Origin of the sequence: Nocardia sp. NPDC059195 (assembly GCF_042754695.1) — a bacterium.
Classification (GTDB): domain Bacteria; phylum Actinomycetota; class Actinomycetes; order Mycobacteriales; family Mycobacteriaceae; genus Nocardia.
Window position 1 is genome coordinate 419308 of sequence record NZ_JBHZBG010000001.1, and the last position, 19191, is coordinate 438498.

Sequence of the window (19191 nt, forward strand, 5' to 3'; positions counted from 1 at the left end):
TGCATCTCGCTGAACATTCTCTTATTGGATGCGCACTGGTGCGTTCGTGATTCGCTTACCGCTGGCGACACCCAGACGACACACCGGCCCGGGGCTGCGGAGGGCACTGCGTGCCAGGTTCCGCTGACCCCGGACCGGTGTGGGTTGATCCGGTAGTACCGGCGAGTATCAGCCGGCGGGCTTGATGATGTTGACCGGCTCGGCCCAGTTCGACAGGCCGACGGTGACCTCGCCCTGATCCTTCTTCACCACGGCGCGAACGAGATTCGGGCCGTCGCCGGTGGAGGGCGCGTCCGAGGGCTTGGTGGAATCGGAGGCCGGCGGGGCGGTGTCCTGGATCCACACGGTGATCGGCATGGTGCCCGCGTTCTGGCCGATGCGCGGCACGATCGGGTCGATCACGGCGGCGTCGATGGTGCCGGAGACCTTGACGGTGTTGATACCGTCGATCACTTCGCGGCCCTCGGTCTTCGCGTTCTGGATATTGGCGATCACATTCGCGATGCCCTTGTCCTTGTCCAGGATGACGCCCGGATCGTAGACCTTCTCGGCCGGACCCGCCGGCACGTAGCGGCCGCCGGTCTGGGTGTACAGGACCTTGTCCACCACCAGGAACTTCGCCTCGGTGAAGGAGGCGTCGGGGGTGAGCTTGACCTTCGCCTCACCCATCGCGGCCCCGGAGCCCTGGGTCTCATTGGTGACGTCGGCGGAGACGGTTTCCACCGGCAGGTCGGGCAGGTTCTTGACGTTGATCTTCAGGTGCACGTTGTGCAGGGTCTGCGTGGTCTTCGCCGACTCCTTCACGATCTGTGCGCCCTCGGGCAGCTGGCCGGTGGGCGCCGGGCCCGCCGTGGTGGCCGAATCGTCTTTCGTGCAGCCGGATACGAGGGCCGCGCAGACCGCCGCCGCCGCGACGACCGAAGTGATGCCGGAACGTCGCGCGAAGCGCCGACGCGAGGTGGGGTTCGGTGTCATGTCGATCAAGTTTCATCCCCTGGAGATGGTCGTATATCGGTATGAGGCAGCCGAAGACCATCGTTCATCTCTCGTGCTCCCCCGTCGGCGATAGTACCCGAGGAACTCGATTTGCGAGTTGTCTACACGGACTGACTGTTTCGGATATCTGAGACCAGTCGAGATGCCCCATTGCCCCAGGTCAGCCGACCGCGTGGAACCGCCGCCGATGCTCGTCGACCGGGCGCAACCGCGCTTCGTCCGACATCGCCAGTAGCACGGACAGTTTCGCGGCCTCCGCCGCGTCTACCGGAGTGAAGATCTGGATCCATTCGCCGTCGGTGGCGGGCAGCGCCATCATCGTGAGGTGCGTCGCGAGCTCGCCGACCGCGGGGTGCTGGATCACCTTGATCAGGTTCACCGGCACCGCGACATCGTTGCGGGCCCACATCCCGGCGAATTCGGCACTGGCCTCACATAATTCGTCGACGAGCGCCTGCCACGTCGGGTCGTCGAGGTGTCGGACGTAGGCGCCACGCAAATAGGCGACCATGCGGCGCTGGTCATCGATGTTGTGCTGATAGGGGTTACAGCACTCGGGCGTCAGGAACACCGTTCGCAGGACATTGCTGCCATCGTCGCTGAGGCCGGGGAACAGCGCGCGATAGGCGTCGTTGTGCGCTAGGACGTTCTACTTGGAATCGAGCAGCACGGCGGGCAGCGGCGAGAGCTGGTCCAAGATCATCGGCAGGCCCGGCGGCATCATCGACGGCTCCGGCGCAGCCGGCACCGACGGCACATCCGCGAGCCGGTACAGGTGCACTTTCTCCGCGTGGTCGAGCTCGAGCGTGCGCGCCACCGCGTCGAGCACCTGGACGCTCGCATTGATCGGCCTGCCCTGTTCCAACCACGTGTACCAGGTAACTCCGATGCCCGAAAGCTGGGCGACCTCTTCGCGGCGCAAGCCGGGGGTGCGTCGGCGTGAACCCGGCGGCAAGCCGACGTCACCCGGGGTGATCTTGGCGCGGCGCGACTTCAGGAACGCACCGAGTTGGGCTCGGCGCTCGGTGCGCACCGAGCGCATGTCGACCACTTCACTCATCCCACCATCGTCGCCGATGCTGGTCCTGGTATCCAGGTGGTGCTGATACCCGGATCGACGCGGGTCGGCGTTCGCCGCCCTCCTCGGCGACCGGCCCGGGCCCGGCGCCACACATAGTCGCGGGTGCGAATAGTCGACCAGCTCAGCGCAGCCCTGGGTGCTGGCGCGAAAGGATGGGCACCAGAAGACGTTTCGGCAGGAAGGGCACCAACGCGGCGGCCGCGCGGTTGGCCAGGCCCGGGATAGCGACCATGGCGCCCTTGGCCAGGCCGCTGATGCCGACGCGGGCCACCGTCTCCGGTGATTTCCACATGACGGCCGGCAGCGCGGCGTGCGCCTCCTCGGAAGTGAAGCCGGCACGCTCGCCGAAACCGGTATCGACCGGCCCGGGGCACAGCACGGTCGCGGTGACGCCGGTGCCGCGCAGTTCGCCGGACAGGCTCAGCGTGTAGGACAGCACGAACGCCTTGCTCGCGCCGTACCCGGCCTGGCCGGGTAGCGGCTGAAACGCGCCGGTGGAGGCGACATTGAGCACCGCTCCCGTGCCACGGGCCACCATCGCGGGCAGGAAGCGGGTGCACAGATCGACGACCGCGACCACATCGAGTTCGACCATCGCGATCTCGGCATCCGGGGTGGCCTTGTGCACGGGGCCGAGAGTGGAGATTCCGGCGCAGTTCACCAGGATCGAGGGCGCGAGACCGAGCGCTTCGACGCGACCGAGCAGCGCGGCGCGGGCCTCGCGGTCGCCGAGGTCGGCGGCGAGGATATCGGCGCGGCCTCCGGTCGCGGTGATCTCGGCGGCCAGTTCGGCCAGCTTGTCGGCGCTGCGTGCGACCAGCGTGACCTGGTGTCCGCGCCCGGCCAGCTCACGGGCCAGGGCGGCGCCGATGCCCGAGGACGCGCCGGTGACGATCGCGGTGCAGTCGGCGGCAGGCGAGGGAAGACTCATGCGCCCCAGCCTAGGGTGAGCGACGCCCACCTACGCAGAGCCTGATGACCGGCAGGCGGCCCGATCGGTCAGTGCGGGGCGCGCGACGGTCACGGTCGCTGAGTCGGAATTCAGGTCCGACCGGGCAGCGGCAACGATCGTGGTGCAAGTCTGGTCAGCTGCGTGACGTGCTGGGGCGTGAGCTCGTCCAGACAAGTGACGCCGAGCAGCCGCATGGTGCGTTCGACTTGTTCGGACAGGATCTCGATCGCACGGTCCACACCGGCTTCGCCGCCGGCCATCAAGCCGTAGAGGTAGGCACGGCCGATGAGGGTGAACCGCGCGCCCAGCGCGATCGAGGCGACGATATCGGCACCGGACATGATTCCGGTGTCGATCATGATCTCGGTGTCGCGGCCGAGTTCCGCGGCCACCGTAGGCAGGAGGTGGAACGGGATCGGCGCGCGATCCAGTTGGCGGCCACCGTGATTGGAGACAACGATGCCGTCGACACCGATCTCGACCAGTGCACGCGCGTCCGCCAGCGTCTGTACTCCTTTGACAACGACCTTTCCGGGCCACTGATCGCGGATCCAGGCGAGGTCGGCGAAGGTGACGGTGGGATCGAACATCGTGTCGAGCAGTTCGGCCACGGTGCCGGACCACCGATCCAACGACGCGAAGGCGAGCGGTTCGGTGGTGAGGAAGTCGAACCACCACTGTGGCCGTGGCAGGGCATCGAGCACGGTGGACGGTGTCAGCGCGGGCGGTATCGACATGCCGTTTCGCTTGTCGCGCAGGCGTGCTCCCGCCACCGGCACGTCCACGGTGACCAGCAGCGTGTCGTAGCCTGCTGCGGCGGCGCGCTCCACCAGTGCCATCGAGCGGTCGCGGTCCTTCCACATGTACAGCTGAAACCAGTTGCGACCGTGCGGGTTCGCACCCGCGACATCTTCGATGGATGCGGTCCCCATGGTCGACAGCGAGAACGGGATGCCCGCTCGACCCGCCGCCCTGGCACCCGCGTACTCGCCTTCGGTCTGCATCATCCGGGTGAAACCCGTAGGCGCGATTCCGAAAGGCAGCGAAACAGGCGCGCCCAAAACCTCTCGAGTGGTGCTGATCGTCGAAACGTCGCGCAGGATCGCGGGGTGGAACTCGATGTCGAGAAACGCTTGGCGCGCGCGAGCGATCGACAGCTCTGCTTCGGCCGAACCGTCGGTGTAGTCGAAGGCAGCGGTGGGAGTGCGCCGTTTGGCGATCGCGCGCAGATCCTCGATCGTCAGCGCCGCGGCCAATCGCCGCTTTTTTCCGTTCAGCTGCGGCCGCTTGAACTGCAGCAGCGGCGCGAGGTCGCGGGGTTTGGGCAATTGTCGTTTCATCAGCCTACTTTCGGAACCAGGGACACGCCGCGGGGCCGGGCGGGGGCAGCTGAGCCAGCCGACGCGCCCGCGCAGCCTCCCGGCACCGAAGCACGCATTTCTATGGACGCCGATACCCATCACGTCTCGTCGCGATCGGCTCTAATTCACCTGACCACACCCTGGTCGTACTGCTCGACCGCGCTTGCGTCAGCCGGTGCCGCTGCCGCGGGGAGGGCGTTGTCGACGAGGAGGGCTGCGATGGCGGCGGCGGTGGTGAACGCTTCGGTGTTGAGGACTCGGCCGCGGGCCGAGGCGCCGTCCAGGAGTAGCGCCAGTTGCTCGCCGAGCTGCTCGGGGTTGGTGGCGCCTGCCTCGCGGGCGGTATCGGTGAGCCGGGCGGCAAAGCCATTTTTGTAGTCGCGGGCGAGTACGCGTGCCGGGTGGCCCGGGTCGGGGATTTCGACGGCCGCCGCGATGAATGGACACAGGGGCGAGTGCACGTCGAACACGGCGAGAAGTCGTTCGCGAGGCGTGAGATCGGTGCGGTCGAACACTTCGGGCAGGATGTCGGGATCGAATCGGCGTAGGCATTCGGCGATCAGCTCGTCTTTGCCGGTGAAGTGCTGGTACAGCGTGCGCTTGGACACCTCGGCCACTGTGCAGAGTTGGTCCATGCCGGTGCAGCTGATGCCTTGATCGCGGAACAGTTGTTGTGACGCGCTCAGGATGCGCTCTCGTGCGCCCCTGCCGCGCCGCTGGCCTCGCGGCCCCTTCTCCAACTCTGTCACAAGCCCAGCTTAGCCCAATCGGGTACCGATCGGTGTGCATAGCTTGCACGCCGCGTAGCTGTTCGCTACGTTAAGCACTCAAATTGGTGTCTTTAACATCGGCGTGGCGCGCGAATGGAGTAGTTGTGGGAAAGCTCGATGGCAAGTTGCGGTGATCACCGGCGCGACAAGTGGTATGACACTGGCCGGTGCGAAGTAGTTCGTCGACGAAGGAGCTCACGTCTTCATTTCGGGCCGGCGGAAGGACGCGCTGGACGAAGCCGTCAAGCTGATCGGCCGGAATGTGACCGGCGTGCAGGCCGATTCGGCCGACCTCGATGATCTGGACCGTTTGTTCGAGACGGTCGAGCAGGAAAAGGGCTGGACCGCACCCCACGCCCCGCCTCAGCGGGCGAGTTTGCCGAGAATGTCCCGCAGTGCGGCGCGCTCATGGTCGGTGAGTCTTCCGAAGAAATCGTCGGCGTCCTTCGTCCTGGCCGCGGCCAGGGTGGCGAGGGTCCTTCTGCCCCGCGCGGTCACCGCCACGAGAATCGCGCGGCGGTCTGTCGGGTCGGGCTGCCGAGCGACCAAGTCTGCCTTTTCGAGTGCGTCTACCACTTCCGTGGCCGAGCGGGGGCTGATCCGCAATGCGTCGGCGAGGGCCGACAGCCGGAGACCGTCTTGCTCGCCGGTCACCCGAAGCGCGCGTGCCTGGTGCGGGGTCAGCCCCATCGGCGCGTACGCCGCCGCCCAGCGCCGACGCAGCGTCCTGGCCACCTGCATCAGGAGGTCGCTGTCGTTGTCGGGCATAAACCCGCCTCTCGCTTTGTTTCCCCTACCAGATAGTGAGGTAACCTCAGCATAAGCACAACCCAAGGGGGTTGCATATGGAAGTGAAAGACTCCGCCGGCGGCGGACGTGCCCGCCGCCCCGACCCGGCCGACCGCGCACAATTGCGCGAGTCCCCCGTGTCCCTGCGCCGGATCGCCGCGCTTTTCGCGCCGTACCGGCTTCAGCTCACCCTGCTGACCGCCCTGATCGTGGCGGGTTCGACGATCAGCCTCGCCTCGCCGTTCCTGCTGCGACTCGTGATCGATGACGCGTTGCCGCACCAGGACGTCTCGCTCCTGCTCTGGGCCGTGGGCGGCATGCTCGCCGTCACCGTGCTCACCGCGGTGCTCGGCGTCGGCCAGACGCTCATCTCCACCACTGTCGGACAGCAGGTCATGCATGTCCTGCGTGCCGACGTGTTCCGTCACCTGCAGCGGCAGTCACTGGCTTTCTTCACCCGCACCCGCGGCGGTGAAGTCCAGTCCCGCCTGATCAACGATGTCGGTGGCATGCAGTCCGTGGTCACCAGCACCGCGACCTCCATCGCGAGCAACGTCACCACTGTGGTCGGCACGGCTATCGCGATGGCCGTGCTGTCGTGGCGGTTGTCGCTGCTGTCGCTGGTGGTGCTGCCACCGGCGATCTGGCTGACCCGACGCGTAGCCCTGCTTCGCCGTGACATCACCGCCCAGCGCCAACGCCACCTCGCCGACCTGCACGGCCAAGTCGAGGAGGGACTTTCGGTGAACGGAGTGCAGCTCGGCAAAACCCTCGGCACCGGCCCTCTCACGTCCGCCCACTTCGAGAAGACCTCGCACGACCTGGTCGGCCTCGAAGTGCGCTCACAGCTCGCGGGCCGCTGGCGGATGGCCACCATGAGCATCCTCTTCGCGGCCATCCCAGCCCTGCTCTACCTCGCCGCCGGTCTTCCGGCGACCAGCAGCGGCATGACGATCGGCACCCTGGTCGCCTTCACCACCCTGCAGGCCGGGCTCTTCAGGCCGCTGATGGCCCTGCTCAACGTGGGTGTCGAAGTCACCAGCTCGATGGCGTTGTTCAGCCGGATCTTCGGCTACCTCGACCTTCCGGTCGAGATCGATGAGCCCAGCCAGCCGGTCGACCTGGACCCGCGCGATGTCGTGGGCGAGGTCCGGTTCGAGGAGGTCGGCTTCCGATACGACGCCGCGGGCCCCGATGTGCTCGATGGCGTCTCGCTCGTCGTGCCGCCTGGGTCGACGCTGGCGCTCGTCGGCGAGACCGGCTCCGGCAAGACCACCCTCGCCTCACTCGTCGCACGACTGCACGACGCGACCGCCGGTCGGGTGAGCATCGACGGCGTCGACGTCCGCGACCTGAAGCTCGGCACCCTCGCTCGCATTGTCGGCGTGGTGTCGCAGGAGTCCTACCTACTGCATACGACCATTCGCGAGAACCTCCGCTACGCCGCGCCCAGCGCCACCGACGCGGAGATCGAGCGCGCGGCCCGCGCCGCCCAGATACACGAGCTGATCGCCTCGCTACCCCAGGGCTACGACACCGTGGTCGGGTCGCGCGGTCACCGGTTCTCCGGCGGTGAGAAACAGCGGATCGCCCTGGCCCGCACCCTGTTGCGCGACCCACGCGTGCTGGTGCTCGACGAGGCGACCAGTGCACTCGACAACGAGACCGAGCGTGCGGTGCAGGCCGCCATCGACGTGGTCGCACAGGGCCGCACGGTCATCACGATCGCGCACCGGCTCAGCACCATCCGCGACGCCGACCAGATCGCGGTACTCCACCATGGCCGGGTGGTCGAGCTCGGCGATCACACGACACTGCTCGACGACGGCGGACGCTACGCCCGACTCAACGGCGCCGCCGAGGTCGTGGCAGCCTGAGCGGACGACCGAACCGTGCGGGTCATGCCGGCGGTGTTTTCGCGCAGGTGAACTGCATGACATCGATCTGACCGGCCCGGAAGCGCTCGGCGCTGCCGGTCAGGTAGCGCTGGTAGTTATCGACCGTGGCCTGCCCGGCGATCGCGACCGCCTCGTCGTTGTGCGCGGTCAGCGCGGCGACCCAATGGTCGAGGGTTGTCGCGTAATGCAACTGCAGCGCCTGAATTTGCGTGACGGTGAAACCGCCGGCTTCGGCGCGTTCGCGTACGCCGCGCGAGTCACTCCCCCATGGCACGGGCAGCTGCCCACCCGGAAAGATCGTCTCACGGATGAACCGCATGAACTCGAAGTCCTCACGGGTCCATCGGATCCCGTTCTCCCGCAGATGGTCCCGCCCGTATCCGACGATGGTGTGTAACAGCATGACCCCGTCGGCGGGCATCGCCCGGCGAGCGAAGTCGAAGAAATCGCCGTAGCGCTCGGTCCGGAAATGCTCGAACGCCCCGATACTCACGATTCGATCGACCCGGCCCTCGAACTCCTCCCACCCAGCCAACAACACCTCACCATGCCCACCGCCGCCATCGCGCTCGCGCAACAGATCCGATACGTATTCGTACTGATTGCGGCTCAACGTCAGCCCGACCACATTCACCTGATAAGTGTCCAGGGCCCGCAGCATCGTCGAGCCCCACCCGCACCCGACATCGAGCAGCGTCATACCCGGCTCGAGCCCGCATTTCCCCAACGCGAGATCGATCTTCGCGATCTGGGCCTGTTCCAGGGTGTAACCGGGCTCTTTCCAATACGCGCAACTATAGGTACGGCTCGGATCCAGGAACAATCCGAAGAAATCATCACTCAAATCATAGTGAGACTGGACATCGGTATAGAACGGGCGCTGACCACTCACGACAACAACCTCCACGCCATCGAGGTGAGATCCCGCGACCACCGGTAGGTAACCACAGGACATGATCATCCAGCCTCCACCACCGCACCGCTCGCAGCAACCCCCGGAAATCGGTCTTCGCCGACGACCCGATAAACAAATCGGTCACACATACATTGCGAATCAAGAATGCAACCGTGAGCGGTTACGGTCCTTGAAATAAAGGCGAACGATTCAGTCGCGGTTCAACAGGAAAGTAGCCGGCACTTTCGCCGTTGGCGGGCTTCACATCGCGACGCACCGGCCCCTGCGTGTTCGCTCGATCCAGCGCACCGGCGACCACCCGCGCGCTCGAGTGGCCGGTGCACCCGGAGTTGTTGAGCCAGATCCACACCCTCGACCAGTTCCATGGCACTCCAGGCCCTGATCCTCACCCTGGTCGTGCACCTTCGCGATCGCCGGGTGCCGAACTCGTCGACTTCCTTCAGCTATATCTGATTTCCCTCCCAGGAGAGTATCATTCTCATTGGTTATTGCCATGGGAACCCTTTCGTAGCAGGGGTTCTCGGCACCCGAGGACTCCGCGCCGACCCGCGCCCAGGGCGGCCCGGCGAAAGGAGAGGCACAGTGAGCAACACCATCGAGGTCTTCGACCCGTCGACCGAGGAACAGATAGCGGAGGTCGTCGATTCCGACCGGGAGGCCGTCGACGCGGCGGTTGCCCGGGCCCGCGAGACATTCGAGTCCGGGGCCTGGCGCAAGCAGCCGGCCGGTCACCGCGCGCAGGTCCTGTTCCGGGCCGCGGCGATCGTGCGGGAACGCACCGACGAACTCGCCGCGATCGAGGCCCGCGACAACGGCATGAACGCTGTGGCCGCCCGCCACATCATCGCGGTGGCCTACGACATGCTGATGTACTACGCCGGGTGGGTCGGCAAGATCCACGGCGAGTCGAGCAGTCTCGTCTCCGACGGGCTGCTGGGCGAATTCGAGAGTTTCCATACCTTCACCCAGCTCGAGCCGGTCGGCGTGGTCGGCCTCATCGTGCCGTGGAACGGGCCGTTCTTCGTGGCGATGCTCAAGGTCGCGCCTGCGCTGGCCGCCGGGTGCAGCGCGGTGCTCAAGCCCGCCGAGGAGACCCCGCTCAGCGCGCTGAAGCTCGAGGAGATCTTCCGCGAGGCGGGTCTGCCCGACGGTGTGCTCAATGTCGTCACCGGGTACGGCGAGACCACCGGCGCGGCGCTCACCGCGCACCCGGACGTCGACAAGATCTCGTTCACCGGATCGACCGAGGTCGGGCGCCTGATCGTCAAGGCCGCCGCGGGCAACCTCAAGCGCCTGACCCTCGAACTCGGCGGCAAGTCGCCGCTGATCATGTTCGACGACGCGAATCTGGACAAAGCGATCATGGGAGCGGGTATGGGCCTGCTCGCCGGTTCCGGGCAGAACTGCTCGTGCACCTCGCGCATCTACGTCCAGCGCGGCATCTACGACCGGGTAGTGGAGGGACTGGCAGCCTTCGCCGCGATGCTGCCGATGGGCGGCAGCGACGATCCCAACTCGGTACTGGGTCCGCTGATCAGCGAGAAGCAACGCCGACGCGTCGCGGGGATCGTCGACGACGGTGTCGCGGCAGGCGCGCAGGTGGTGACCGGCGGCAAGCCGATGGACCGCCGCGGCTACTTCTACGAGGCGACGATCATCACCGGAACCACCCCCGACATGCGGCTTATCCGCGAGGAGATCTTCGGCCCGGTCGGCTCGGTGATCCCCTTCGACGACGAGGACGAGGTGATCGCGGCCGCCAACGACACCGAATACGGTCTGGCCGGCTCGATCTGGACCGAGAACCTCGGCCGCGCCCACCGCCTCGCCAACGAGCTACGCGCGGGCCAGATCTGGGTGAACACCTCGCTCGCCGCCGATCCCTCGATGCCGATCTGCGGCCAGAAGCAGTCGGGCTGGGGCGGCGAACGTGGCCGCAAGGGCATCGAAGCCTATTTCAACACCAAGGCCGTCTACATCGGCATCTGACCGGCTCGCCGCCGTTCGCACCCGACTCCACGGGCGCGAACGGCGGCTTCGGCGGTTCAGCCGACCGGGCTCAGATCCGCCCCGATGGGCGGGAACATCGACGCCCCGCTGCGGAAGACCTCGGTCGCGCCGACCGATTCGGCCGGCAACCGGGCCGCGGTCAGCGCCTGCGCCTTGAACGCGCGCGCGGCCACACTGAGCCGGTGCACCACCGGATCGACCCGATGTTCGGGTGGCGAGGACCAATCATCTCCCCAGACAACGACTTCCACGCCCCCGTCGCGCAGGGCCGAGACCACACCGCGGTGCGCGCGGGAGTCGCGACAGCAGACGTCGCCCGCGATCGCCAGCGCGTGCGGTCTGCGGCCCTGCCCGTGCGCGGAGAGCACCTGGTGCAGGTCGACCAGTTCGGCACCGAGGATGCGCAGCGGTCGCGCATCGGAGATCTCGGCGACCAGCACCGACACATCCCAGCCCGCGACGGCGCGATCGAACAGCCAGCCCCCGGCATGCTCGACGACATCGACCACACTGGTCGCCACGACGTCGAGGCGATACCTCATCGCCGAGGGTCCGGGGCGAAGTCGCGTGTCAGCGACCTCGTGTACTCGGCGAACACCTCGGCCAGGGGTATCGAATGATCGAGCAGCCATGAGATCTCCATTCCATTGATGAAAGCGACGATCTCCACCGCCCGGATCCCGGGATCGAAATCGGCACGGTAGCGGCCGATTTCCTGGTTGTGGCGGATGAGCGCCGTGACGATGCCGACGGCCAGGTTCCATCTGTCCAGCATCCGGTCGTGCAGCGGAGCCTCGGGCTGGAGGTTCTCCACGAGCAGGACCGCGAAGGTGCCGACCAGTTCGGGCGAGCGCTGGATGCGCTCGGCGACCTTCTCGATCTCGGCGATCAGGTCCCCGCGCAGGTCCGCCTGCTGCAGGTCGTCGGCATCGCGGGCATCGAGCACCGCATGCAGCAGCTGGTTCTTCGAGGTGAAGTGGTGCAGCAACCCCGCGGGGCTCACCCCGGCCTCACGCGCGATCATCGCCAGACTCGTATTCCGCCAGCCGTTGCGGGTGAGCAGACGCTGGGCGACAGTCACGATCCGCTGGCGGCGATCCTCTCCCTTGGCTAGTAGCGAGGCGTAAGGACGGGGAGAAGTCATGCGCGGCAACCTGTTCGACAAAAACCTAGTGAACACACAGTAGGTTGGTTGGCTCGATGTGACAAGGGTCTCACCCCTCTCGGTCGGGCTCACTGATGAGAATAGCGTTCTTGCGCTGCCGGGTGGATGGAATCGCGCTCATGAGAAAAGTGCTGACCGATCGGCTCTCCACCTGTGATAACGTTATTTCCGCATTAGGAGAATCACATTGGAGGGCAAGATGCCGGTTCCCAGTAGTAGCGCCCCGCTGTACCCACCCGGCGGATTCGGCCCGCCCAAGGACCGGCGCGGCAAGGCGGCAGGCACCCCCGGGCTGCCCGCCGGCACGGAGGTTTTCTCCGCCGACAACCACATCTCGCTGGCGCACGACATCTTCTACGAGCGTTTCCCCGAGAACCTCAAGGACCGGGCACCGCGGGTCTGGTACGAGGACGGCGCCTATCAGCTCGGCCGCAAGGGAAAGTCGTTCCTGCCCGGCGATTTCAGCCATGTGCTCATGCAGTACGACCCCCTCGAAGGGTCCGGCAGCGCCAATCTGGCCGCCCGCGGCGCCGACCTGCGCGCCGACGGCATCGCCAGGGAACTGGCGTTCCCCAACGCGCTGCTCGCGCTGCTGTTCTACCCGGACAAGGAGATCCGCGAGCTCTGCTTCCGCGTCTACAACGCCTACATCGCCGAACTCCAGGAACAATCCGGTGGCAGTTTCTACGGTGTCGGCCTGATCAACTGGTGGGACGCCGAGGGCGCGCGCCGCACCCTCGACGAGCTGAAGTCGCTGGGCCTCAAGACCTTCCTGCTGCCGCTGTCGGCGGGCAAGGATGACGACGGCGCGGTCATCGACTACGGCAGCACCGCGATGATCCCGGTCTGGGACGCCATCGAGGAATCCGGTGTGCCGGTCTCCCACCACATCGGTGAGTCGCCGCTGTCGGCACCGTGCGAGGTCAACAGCGTCGCGGTCGGCATGATGCACAATGTCGCGCCGTTCCGGGAACTGTTCTCCAAGTACATCTTCAGCGGCATCATCGACCGGCACCCCGGGCTGAGCATCGGCTGGTTCGAAGGCGGCGTGAACTGGGTGCCCGCGGCCATTCAGGACGCCGAGCACATGCTCGCCTCCTTCCAGCACATGCTGGACCGGCCGGTGGAACACGACATCCGGCACTACTGGGACAACCACATGCGCGCCTCGTTCATGGTCGACCCGCTCGGGCTCTCGCTCATCGATCAGATCGGGATCGACCGGGTGATGTGGTCCTCGGACTACCCGCACAACGAGAGCACCTTCGGCTACTCCGAGCAGTCCCTTGCCGCGGTCGTCGCGGCGGTCGGGCCCGCGGCGGCGGCCCGGATCGTCAGCGGCAACATCCGCGATTTCCTGGGCATCTGAGATGACGGTGTCCGGCACGGCCGCGCGGTCCGCGGCCTTCGAGATCCCCGATGTCCCCGACCGGGCGCGGATGCGGCGTGAGACCGGCGCCCGATTGCGCGCGGCGATGGCCGCCCGCGGTGTCGACGCGCTGGTCCTGCTCAACAACACCAATGTCGCCTATGCCACGGGTGCGAACTGGCCGCTCGGTGATGCCGGGCTCTCGCATGTCGAGCGTCCCGTCGCCGTGGTGGTGGCCGGTGATCCCTGGCCGCACCTGTTCCTGCCGTTCCGGGAGGGCACCTCCGACGAGGCCGAACTGCCCGCCGATCACCTGCACGGGCCGGTCTACCTCGAATTCGACGAGGGCGTGGACACTTTCGCCCGCGTGCTCGCCGAACTGGTTCCGGCGGGGTCCACTGTCGCGGTCGACGAATGCACCGGTGCGATGCGCCGGGCGCAGGACGCGCTGTTCCCCGGCGGCGCTCCCTCCGATGCCGCGCTGGTCGTCGGGGCGGCCAAACTGATCAAGACACCGGATGAGATCTCGTGCCTGCGGATCGCCAACCGGATCACCGAGAAGGCCATCGCCGAGGTGCAGGCCGACCTCGCGCCCGGTCGCCGCCAGATCGACCTGTCGGCCCGATTCGTCCGGCGCGCTTTCGAACTCGGCGCCACCGCGAACATGCTCGACGCCATCTGGCAGGTGATGCCGCAGTCCAAGGCCGAGGGCGTGTGGACCACGCACGGCGACCTGGCGCTGCCGCTGCTCACCACCGAGCGCGCCCTCGCGGCCGGTGACGTGCTGTGGACCGATGTCAGCATCACCTACGGCGGCTACTGCTCGGACTTCGGCCGCACCTGGATCGTGGGCGACGCCCCGAACGCGCGGCAGCAACGCCAGTTCGAGCGCTGGCACGAGATCATCACGGCGGCACTCGAGGTCACCCGCGCCGGTGCGAGCGCCGCCGATCTCACCCGGGCCGCGATCGCGGCCAACGGCGGCGTCAAACCCTGGCTGCCGCATTTCTATCTGGGTCACGGCATCGGCGTCAGCGCTGCCGAGATGCCGATGATCGGCACCGATCTCGGCGCGGAGTACGACGAGAACTTCGTGTTCGAACCCGGGATGGTGCTGGTGCTCGAACCGGTCGTCTGGGAGGACGGCACCGGTGGATATCGAAGCGAGGAGATCGTTGTGATCACCGACCAGGGCTTTTCGCCCCTCACCGACTACCCCTACGACCCGTATGGGTACTGAGATCCTGCCCGACGAGCGCGCCCTGCGGCATGGGCGGCGCGCTCGCGCACTGGCACAGATGCATGCCGACGATCTCGACATTCTCGTCCTGGGCAGGCAGGCCAATGCCCGCTACGTGGCAGGCGCCCCACAACTGTGGGTGGCGGGGACCCGGCCCTTCGGCCCCGTCGCCACCCTGGTGCGCGACACCGGTGCGGTGCATCTGCTCAGCACCTGGGACGAGGGCATCCCCGAGGACATCCCGCACGACAATCTCTACGGCCTGGCATGGAATCCGCTGACCACCATCGAGGTGCTGCGCCGCATCGATGGCGCGAGCACGGCCCGCCGGGTCGGCACCGACGCCATGTCCCCGACCTTCGCCCAGTTGCTGCCACAGGCGTTCCCGCAGGCCGAACTCGTCGACGGGGAACCGGCGATGAGCGCGGCACGGCGGATCAAGACACCCGAGGAGATCCTCGCGTTGCGCCGTGCCCTTGCCGTCGCGCAGACCGGTCTGGCGGCGTCGGTGGCCGAGCTCGCGCTGGGCGTGAGCGAGCAGTCGCTGATCGGGATCCTGCTCGAGGCCATGGCCGCGGGCGGGATCAGTACGCCCGCCTCGCAGGATTCGGCGTGGGTGACCTCGCGAGCGCATCCATGGCAGCGGGCGGGCGCGCAACGGCGGGTGGGATCCGGTGACCTGGTGGCGTTCTCGGCGGGGATTCTCGGCGAGGGCTACATCGGCGAGGTCGGCCGCACGTGGCCCGCCGACGGCGAGGGTGATGCCGGCGTGCACGCGCTCTACCGGCGCTGGGATGTGCTGTGGGACAGGCTCGTCGAGGCCTGCCGTCCGGGCGCGGTGGCCGCCGATCTGCTCACCGCCTACGAACTCGCCGGGGAAGCACTGCCGCCCATGCCGGTGGCCCGCGGCCTCGGCATGGGTTTCGACGCCCCGGTGGTCTCGCCGCTGTTGCGGCAGACCGCCGAGGCCGAACGACTCGAACCCGGCATGGTGCTGTCGGTCACCAGTTATGTCTGGGAGCCCGGCGTCGGTGCGGTCTTCGGCCGTGACGCGGTCCTGATCACCACCGACGGCGCCGAGGTGCTCACCGACGCGCCGCACTGGCCGCACTGACCCGCAACACATTTCGAGGCGGGCCGCCTGCCGGGCGGTCCGCCTCGTCCAGGCAAAGGAGCCGCATCGTGCCCGGACCGGAGCAGCCGTCGGCGGAGGAGATCATCCGCTACGACAAAGACCCCGAAACCCGTATCGCCACCATCACTTTCGACCGTCCCGACCATCTCAACGCCCCCACCAGCGCGGCCCGGCTGCGCTACGGCGACCTGATCCATCGCGCGAGCATCGACGACGACGTCAAGGTGCTCGTTGTCCGGGGCGTCGGCGACGATTTCGGCAGCGGCGCCGATCTTCCTGAATTCCTTGCTACGCAGCGGGATCCGGACCAGGGGCCGCGACTGGCCGAGTACAAGATCGGCGCCGAGGAGGGCGTGCGGTACCCGCCCACAGGGTCGTTCCGGCACGGCGCGTCGGTCAGCCAGTGGTACGCCAACGCCCAAGCGGGCTGCCGGAGCCTGCAGGAGTTCAAGAAGATCAGCATCGTCGAGGTGAAGGGCTACTGTTACGGCTGGCACTTCTATCAGGCCGCCGACGCCGATCTGGTGATCTCCAGCGATGACGCGCTCTTCGGCCATCCATCGTTCCGCTACTACGGCTGGGGACCGCGGATGTGGACCTGGGCGCAGACCATGGGATTGCGCAAGTTCCAGGAGATGGTGTTCACCGGCAGGCCGTTCACCGCGCAGGAGATGGCCGACTGCGATTTCCTCAACAAGGTGGTGCCCAGGGACGAACTGGAGGCCGAGACCGCCAAATACGCGCTGGCCTGCGCCCGTAATCGCCCCACCGACACCATCTTCATGCAGAAGGTCTTCTTCGAGATCATGAAGCAGCAGCAGGGCGAGTACATGGGCAGCCTGCTGAGCGGGTTCTTCGAATCGATGGGCGGACACGTCCACGCCGACGACGAGCTCATGCTCGGCGATGCCTACGACAGCGGACTCAGCGCCTCGGTGAAGGACAACGACGCCCGCTTCCCGCCGGAGTTCCGGCTGAGCAAATCAGCGCGCAAGGACGACCGGTGAGTACCGCGCCGCTGTCCGGGTGGTCGGTCCTCGACCTGTCCACCGGGATCGCGGGGGCCTACTGCACCAAACTGCTGGCCGACGGCGGCGCCGAGGTCGTCGTGGTGGAACCGCCGGGCGGCGCGGCGCTGCGGCGGTGGTCCGCCTCGCACACCGTGCCCGCCCAGGGCAGCGATGCGCCGCTGTTCACGTTCCTGTCCGGCGCCAAACGCAGCGTGATCGTCGACGTGGCCGCGCCACCGGATCGAACACTGCTCGACGCACTGCTGGCCGCCGCCGATATCGTTGTGTGGGAACCCGATTCGCCGATCACTGCCGATCCCGCCTACTCCCCCACGGCCCTGCGGCGCGCGCACCGGCACCTGGTGGTCACCGCCATCACGCCGTTCGGGCTCGACGGGCCGTGGGCGAGTCGCCCCGCCACCGAGTTCACCTTGCAAGCCTGGTCGGGCGGCATCATCGGGCTCGGGCGCGGGGCGCCGGAGCGGGCGCCGGTGGCGGTCGGTGGGCGGATCGGCGAATGGTTCGCCGGTGCCCACGCCTCGGTAGCCACCCTGACCTCCCGGTTGCGCGGCGGTGCGGGCGAGCTGATCGACCTGTCGATTCTCGAAGCCCAGATCCTCGGACTGACCTACTTTCCCGTCACCTTCCACGACGCGCTGGGCCGCCCGTTCCGGGATCGGCGCCGGCGCAGTGTGCCCGGTATCGCGACCGCGGCCGACGGCCTGGTCTCGGTGGGCTGCGGTACCATGCAGCAGTGGTTCGACCTGTGCGCGATGGTCGGGCATCCCGAGTGGATCGACGAGGACACCGACGCCTCGATCACCGAACGCGCCGCCGCCAGGGCACCGCAGATCTACGCCTGGCTGGCCGAACAACCGGTCGAGGTGGTGCAGGATCTGGCTTCGGCCTTCCGGATTCCGAACGGGCCGGTCGCCGACGGGTCGAACGCCCCGACGATGGACCATCACCTGGCCCGGGGGTCGTTCGTGACCGATCCCCGGGACGGGTTCGTCCGGCCCGGCGCGCCCTATCGTTTCGATCCGCCGCTGCTGCCGGAGCTGGGTCCCGCGCCGCGGCTGGGTGAACACACCGAGCACTACCGCGCCCCGGCGAACCGATCACGCGGTGTCCGAACCCGCAGTGGCGCAACCGAACAGCTGCCGTTCCGTGGTGTGCGAGTACTCGATCTCACCACCTTCTGGGCGGGTCCGTCGTGCACGCACTATCTGGCGATGCTGGGCGCCGAGGTGATCCATGTGGAGTCGGCCGCCCGGCTCGACGGCACCCGGCTCATCGCGGGAGTACCGGTCAGCGAGGACCGGTGGTGGGAGAAGTCACCGATCTTCGCCGGGCTCAACGCGGGCAAGAAGAGCGTCACCCTGGACCTGTCCGACGACCGTGGCCGCGCGGTGCTGGCGAAGCTCGCCGCGACCTGCGATGTGGTCGTCGAGAACTACACCCCCCGCGTGCTCGCCCAGATCGGCCTGGACTATCCCGCCTACCGCGCGCTGCGGCCCGACGGGATCATGGTGCGCATGCCGGGTTTCGGGACCACCGGGCCGTGGCGGGACAATCCCGCGTTCGCCTACGTCATCGAGGACACCTCGGGCATCAGCTGGCTCACCGGCCACCCGGACGAGAATCCCGTGCAGCCCTATTCGATCGGCGACCCCAACGCCGGGGTGCACGCGCTCAACGCCCTGCTGCTGGCCCTCACTCACCGCCGCCGCACCGGTGCGGGCACCCTGATCGAGGCCGCCATGGTGGACGCCGCACTCAATGTCGCCGCCGAGCAGGTGCTCGAGTACTCCGCCAACGGAGTGCTGCTGCACCGCGACGGCAACCGTGGTCCGGCCGCCGCGCCACAGAACCTCTACCAGGCCGCGGGCACCGACGAATTCGGTGGCCGGGACTGCTGGGTCGCGATCGCGATCGCCACCGACGGGCAGTGGCGCAAACTCCGCGAAGCCCTCGGCACACCGTTCTGGATGCTGGACCCGGCACTGTCGAGCGCGGCGGGCCGGCGCGCCAGACACACCGAAATCGACACCAGACTCGCGACCTGGTGCGCCGACCGCGACAGCGACGACATCGTCCGAACCCTCTGGGATGCAGGCATTCCCGTGGCAAAGGTGTTGCAGCCGCACCGCCAGACCGAGATCCCGCAACTCATCTTCCGCGGCTTCTTCGAGAACCTCACCCATCCGATCACCGGAACCGCCCGCCACAGCACGATCCCCGCCCGCTTCTCCGCAGGCCCCTACCGCTTCCACCGCACGCACGCCCCCCTGCTCGGCCAGGACAACCACGCCATTCTCACCGACCTCGGACTGGAGCCGACCCTGCTCACCGAGCTCTGCACCGCCGGCGTCGTCGGAGGGCACCCGACAGTCGGTCCGGCCACGGTCCCCTCATCAACCAACCGGTAGGCCCATCGGTCCGAGTCGGCTTCGCCGAGATGCGCGGGCTCTACGCGGAGATCCACGTTCACCGGGCACC

The 19191-nt window shown here is 67.5% G+C and carries 16 protein-coding genes and 1 pseudogene; 7 read left to right on the top strand and 10 right to left on the bottom strand.

Annotated features, from left to right (window positions below; all coding sequences use genetic code 11):
• Window positions 1-168: 168 nt before the first annotated feature.
• From ACFXKN_RS01910 to ACFXKN_RS01940, 7 genes and pseudogenes are all read right to left on the bottom strand, one after another.
• Window positions 169-975, bottom strand: coding sequence for an LppX_LprAFG lipoprotein (locus ACFXKN_RS01910; protein WP_378949310.1), 807 nt, complete (start codon window positions 973-975; stop codon window positions 169-171).
• 181 nt (window positions 976-1156) lie between these two features.
• A pseudogene (locus tag ACFXKN_RS01915) lies at window positions 1157-1633 on the bottom strand (transcriptional regulator); the annotation flags it as partial.
• Between the two features lie 12 nt (window positions 1634-1645).
• Complete coding sequence (locus ACFXKN_RS01920) at window positions 1646-2056, bottom strand: helix-turn-helix domain-containing protein (protein ID WP_378949313.1); 411 nt, start codon at window positions 2054-2056, stop codon at window positions 1646-1648.
• Window positions 2057-2198: 142 nt separating this feature from the next.
• On the bottom strand, window positions 2199-3008 hold the full coding sequence (locus tag ACFXKN_RS01925) for an SDR family NAD(P)-dependent oxidoreductase (RefSeq protein ID WP_378949316.1): 810 nt from the start codon (window positions 3006-3008) through the stop codon (window positions 2199-2201).
• Window positions 3009-3118: 110 nt separating this feature from the next.
• Window positions 3119-4369 (bottom strand): alpha-hydroxy-acid oxidizing protein, encoded by a 1251-nt coding sequence (locus tag ACFXKN_RS01930; RefSeq protein WP_378949770.1) that lies wholly within the window; start codon window positions 4367-4369, stop codon window positions 3119-3121.
• A 146-nt stretch (window positions 4370-4515) separates the two neighbouring features.
• Window positions 4516-5139 carry a TetR/AcrR family transcriptional regulator gene (locus ACFXKN_RS01935; protein WP_378949319.1) on the bottom strand — a complete coding sequence of 208 codons (624 nt, stop codon included), beginning with the start codon at window positions 5137-5139 and terminating at the stop codon, window positions 4516-4518.
• A gap of 384 nt (window positions 5140-5523) precedes the next feature.
• The gene (locus ACFXKN_RS01940) at window positions 5524-5928 is read right to left on the bottom strand and encodes a MarR family winged helix-turn-helix transcriptional regulator (RefSeq protein WP_379432178.1); all 405 of its coding nucleotides are present in this window, start codon (window positions 5926-5928) and stop codon (window positions 5524-5526) included.
• Between the two features lie 77 nt (window positions 5929-6005).
• On the opposite strand from ACFXKN_RS01940, the gene ACFXKN_RS01945 reads away from it, so the two are divergent.
• Entirely contained in the window at window positions 6006-7826 is a 1821-nt protein-coding gene (locus tag ACFXKN_RS01945) for an ABC transporter ATP-binding protein (RefSeq protein ID WP_378949329.1), read from the top strand.
• Window positions 7827-7848: 22 nt separating this feature from the next.
• Here the strand turns inward: ACFXKN_RS01945 and ACFXKN_RS01950 are convergent, their stop codons facing one another.
• The gene (locus ACFXKN_RS01950) at window positions 7849-8739 is read right to left on the bottom strand and encodes a cyclopropane mycolic acid synthase family methyltransferase (RefSeq protein WP_379432179.1); all 891 of its coding nucleotides are present in this window, start codon (window positions 8737-8739) and stop codon (window positions 7849-7851) included.
• A gap of 606 nt (window positions 8740-9345) precedes the next feature.
• On the opposite strand from ACFXKN_RS01950, the gene ACFXKN_RS01955 reads away from it, so the two are divergent.
• A complete protein-coding gene (locus ACFXKN_RS01955) occupies window positions 9346-10752 on the top strand; it encodes an aldehyde dehydrogenase family protein (protein ID WP_379432180.1) in 1407 nt (468 codons plus the stop codon).
• 56 nt (window positions 10753-10808) lie between these two features.
• On the opposite strand, the gene ACFXKN_RS01960 is transcribed toward ACFXKN_RS01955, so the two are convergent.
• Both ACFXKN_RS01960 and ACFXKN_RS01965 read right to left on the bottom strand, forming a co-directional pair.
• On the bottom strand, window positions 10809-11315 hold the full coding sequence (locus ACFXKN_RS01960) for a hypothetical protein (protein ID WP_378949341.1): 507 nt from the start codon (window positions 11313-11315) through the stop codon (window positions 10809-10811).
• On the bottom strand, window positions 11312-11917 hold the full coding sequence (locus ACFXKN_RS01965; RefSeq protein WP_378949344.1) for a TetR/AcrR family transcriptional regulator: 606 nt from the start codon (window positions 11915-11917) through the stop codon (window positions 11312-11314). The genes ACFXKN_RS01960 and ACFXKN_RS01965 overlap by 4 nt, the downstream gene beginning before the upstream one ends.
• Before the next feature lie 220 nt (window positions 11918-12137).
• Here ACFXKN_RS01965 and ACFXKN_RS01970 point away from each other — a divergent pair, with 220 nt between their 5' ends.
• The 5 genes from ACFXKN_RS01970 to ACFXKN_RS01990 all read left to right on the top strand — a co-directional run bounded on the left by ACFXKN_RS01970 (window position 12138) and on the right by ACFXKN_RS01990 (window position 19121).
• Window positions 12138-13307: an amidohydrolase family protein gene (locus ACFXKN_RS01970; RefSeq protein ID WP_378949347.1), complete on the top strand. Its 1170-nt coding sequence runs from the start codon at window positions 12138-12140 to the stop codon at window positions 13305-13307.
• A 1-nt stretch (window position 13308) separates the two neighbouring features.
• Complete coding sequence (locus tag ACFXKN_RS01975) at window positions 13309-14547, top strand: M24 family metallopeptidase (protein ID WP_379432181.1); 1239 nt, start codon at window positions 13309-13311, stop codon at window positions 14545-14547.
• Window positions 14537-15661 carry a M24 family metallopeptidase gene (locus ACFXKN_RS01980; RefSeq protein ID WP_379432182.1) on the top strand — a complete coding sequence of 375 codons (1125 nt, stop codon included), beginning with the start codon at window positions 14537-14539 and terminating at the stop codon, window positions 15659-15661. The genes ACFXKN_RS01975 and ACFXKN_RS01980 overlap by 11 nt, the downstream gene beginning before the upstream one ends.
• 68 nt (window positions 15662-15729) lie before the next feature.
• Complete coding sequence (locus tag ACFXKN_RS01985; RefSeq protein ID WP_378949356.1) at window positions 15730-16689, top strand: enoyl-CoA hydratase/isomerase family protein; 960 nt, start codon at window positions 15730-15732, stop codon at window positions 16687-16689.
• Entirely contained in the window at window positions 16686-19121 is a 2436-nt protein-coding gene (locus ACFXKN_RS01990) for a CoA transferase (RefSeq protein ID WP_378949359.1), read from the top strand. The genes ACFXKN_RS01985 and ACFXKN_RS01990 overlap by 4 nt, the downstream gene beginning before the upstream one ends.
• The last annotated feature ends 70 nt before the right edge of the window (window positions 19122-19191 follow it).

Bases quoted from the DNA above. Each gene is read 5' to 3' on its own strand.
- ACFXKN_RS01980 (WP_379432182.1), top strand. From the start codon at position 14,537: ATGGGTACTGAGATCCTGCCCGACGAGCGCGCCCTGCGGCATGGGCGG.
- ACFXKN_RS01970 (WP_378949347.1), top strand. From the start codon at position 12,138: ATGCCGGTTCCCAGTAGTAGCGCCCCGCTGTACCCACCCGGCGGATTC.
- ACFXKN_RS01920 (WP_378949313.1), bottom strand. From the start codon at position 2,056: ATGAGTGAAGTGGTCGACATGCGCTCGGTGCGCACCGAGCGCCGAGCC.
- ACFXKN_RS01965 (WP_378949344.1), bottom strand. From the start codon at position 11,917: ATGACTTCTCCCCGTCCTTACGCCTCGCTACTAGCCAAGGGAGAGGAT.
- ACFXKN_RS01940 (WP_379432178.1), bottom strand. From the start codon at position 5,928: ATGCCCGACAACGACAGCGACCTCCTGATGCAGGTGGCCAGGACGCTG.
- ACFXKN_RS01945 (WP_378949329.1), top strand. From the start codon at position 6,006: ATGGAAGTGAAAGACTCCGCCGGCGGCGGACGTGCCCGCCGCCCCGAC.
- ACFXKN_RS01910 (WP_378949310.1), bottom strand. From the start codon at position 975: ATGACACCGAACCCCACCTCGCGTCGGCGCTTCGCGCGACGTTCCGGC.
- ACFXKN_RS01930 (WP_378949770.1), bottom strand. From the start codon at position 4,369: ATGAAACGACAATTGCCCAAACCCCGCGACCTCGCGCCGCTGCTGCAG.
- ACFXKN_RS01925 (WP_378949316.1), bottom strand. From the start codon at position 3,008: ATGAGTCTTCCCTCGCCTGCCGCCGACTGCACCGCGATCGTCACCGGC.
- ACFXKN_RS01975 (WP_379432181.1), top strand. From the start codon at position 13,309: ATGACGGTGTCCGGCACGGCCGCGCGGTCCGCGGCCTTCGAGATCCCC.
- ACFXKN_RS01960 (WP_378949341.1), bottom strand. From the start codon at position 11,315: ATGAGGTATCGCCTCGACGTCGTGGCGACCAGTGTGGTCGATGTCGTC.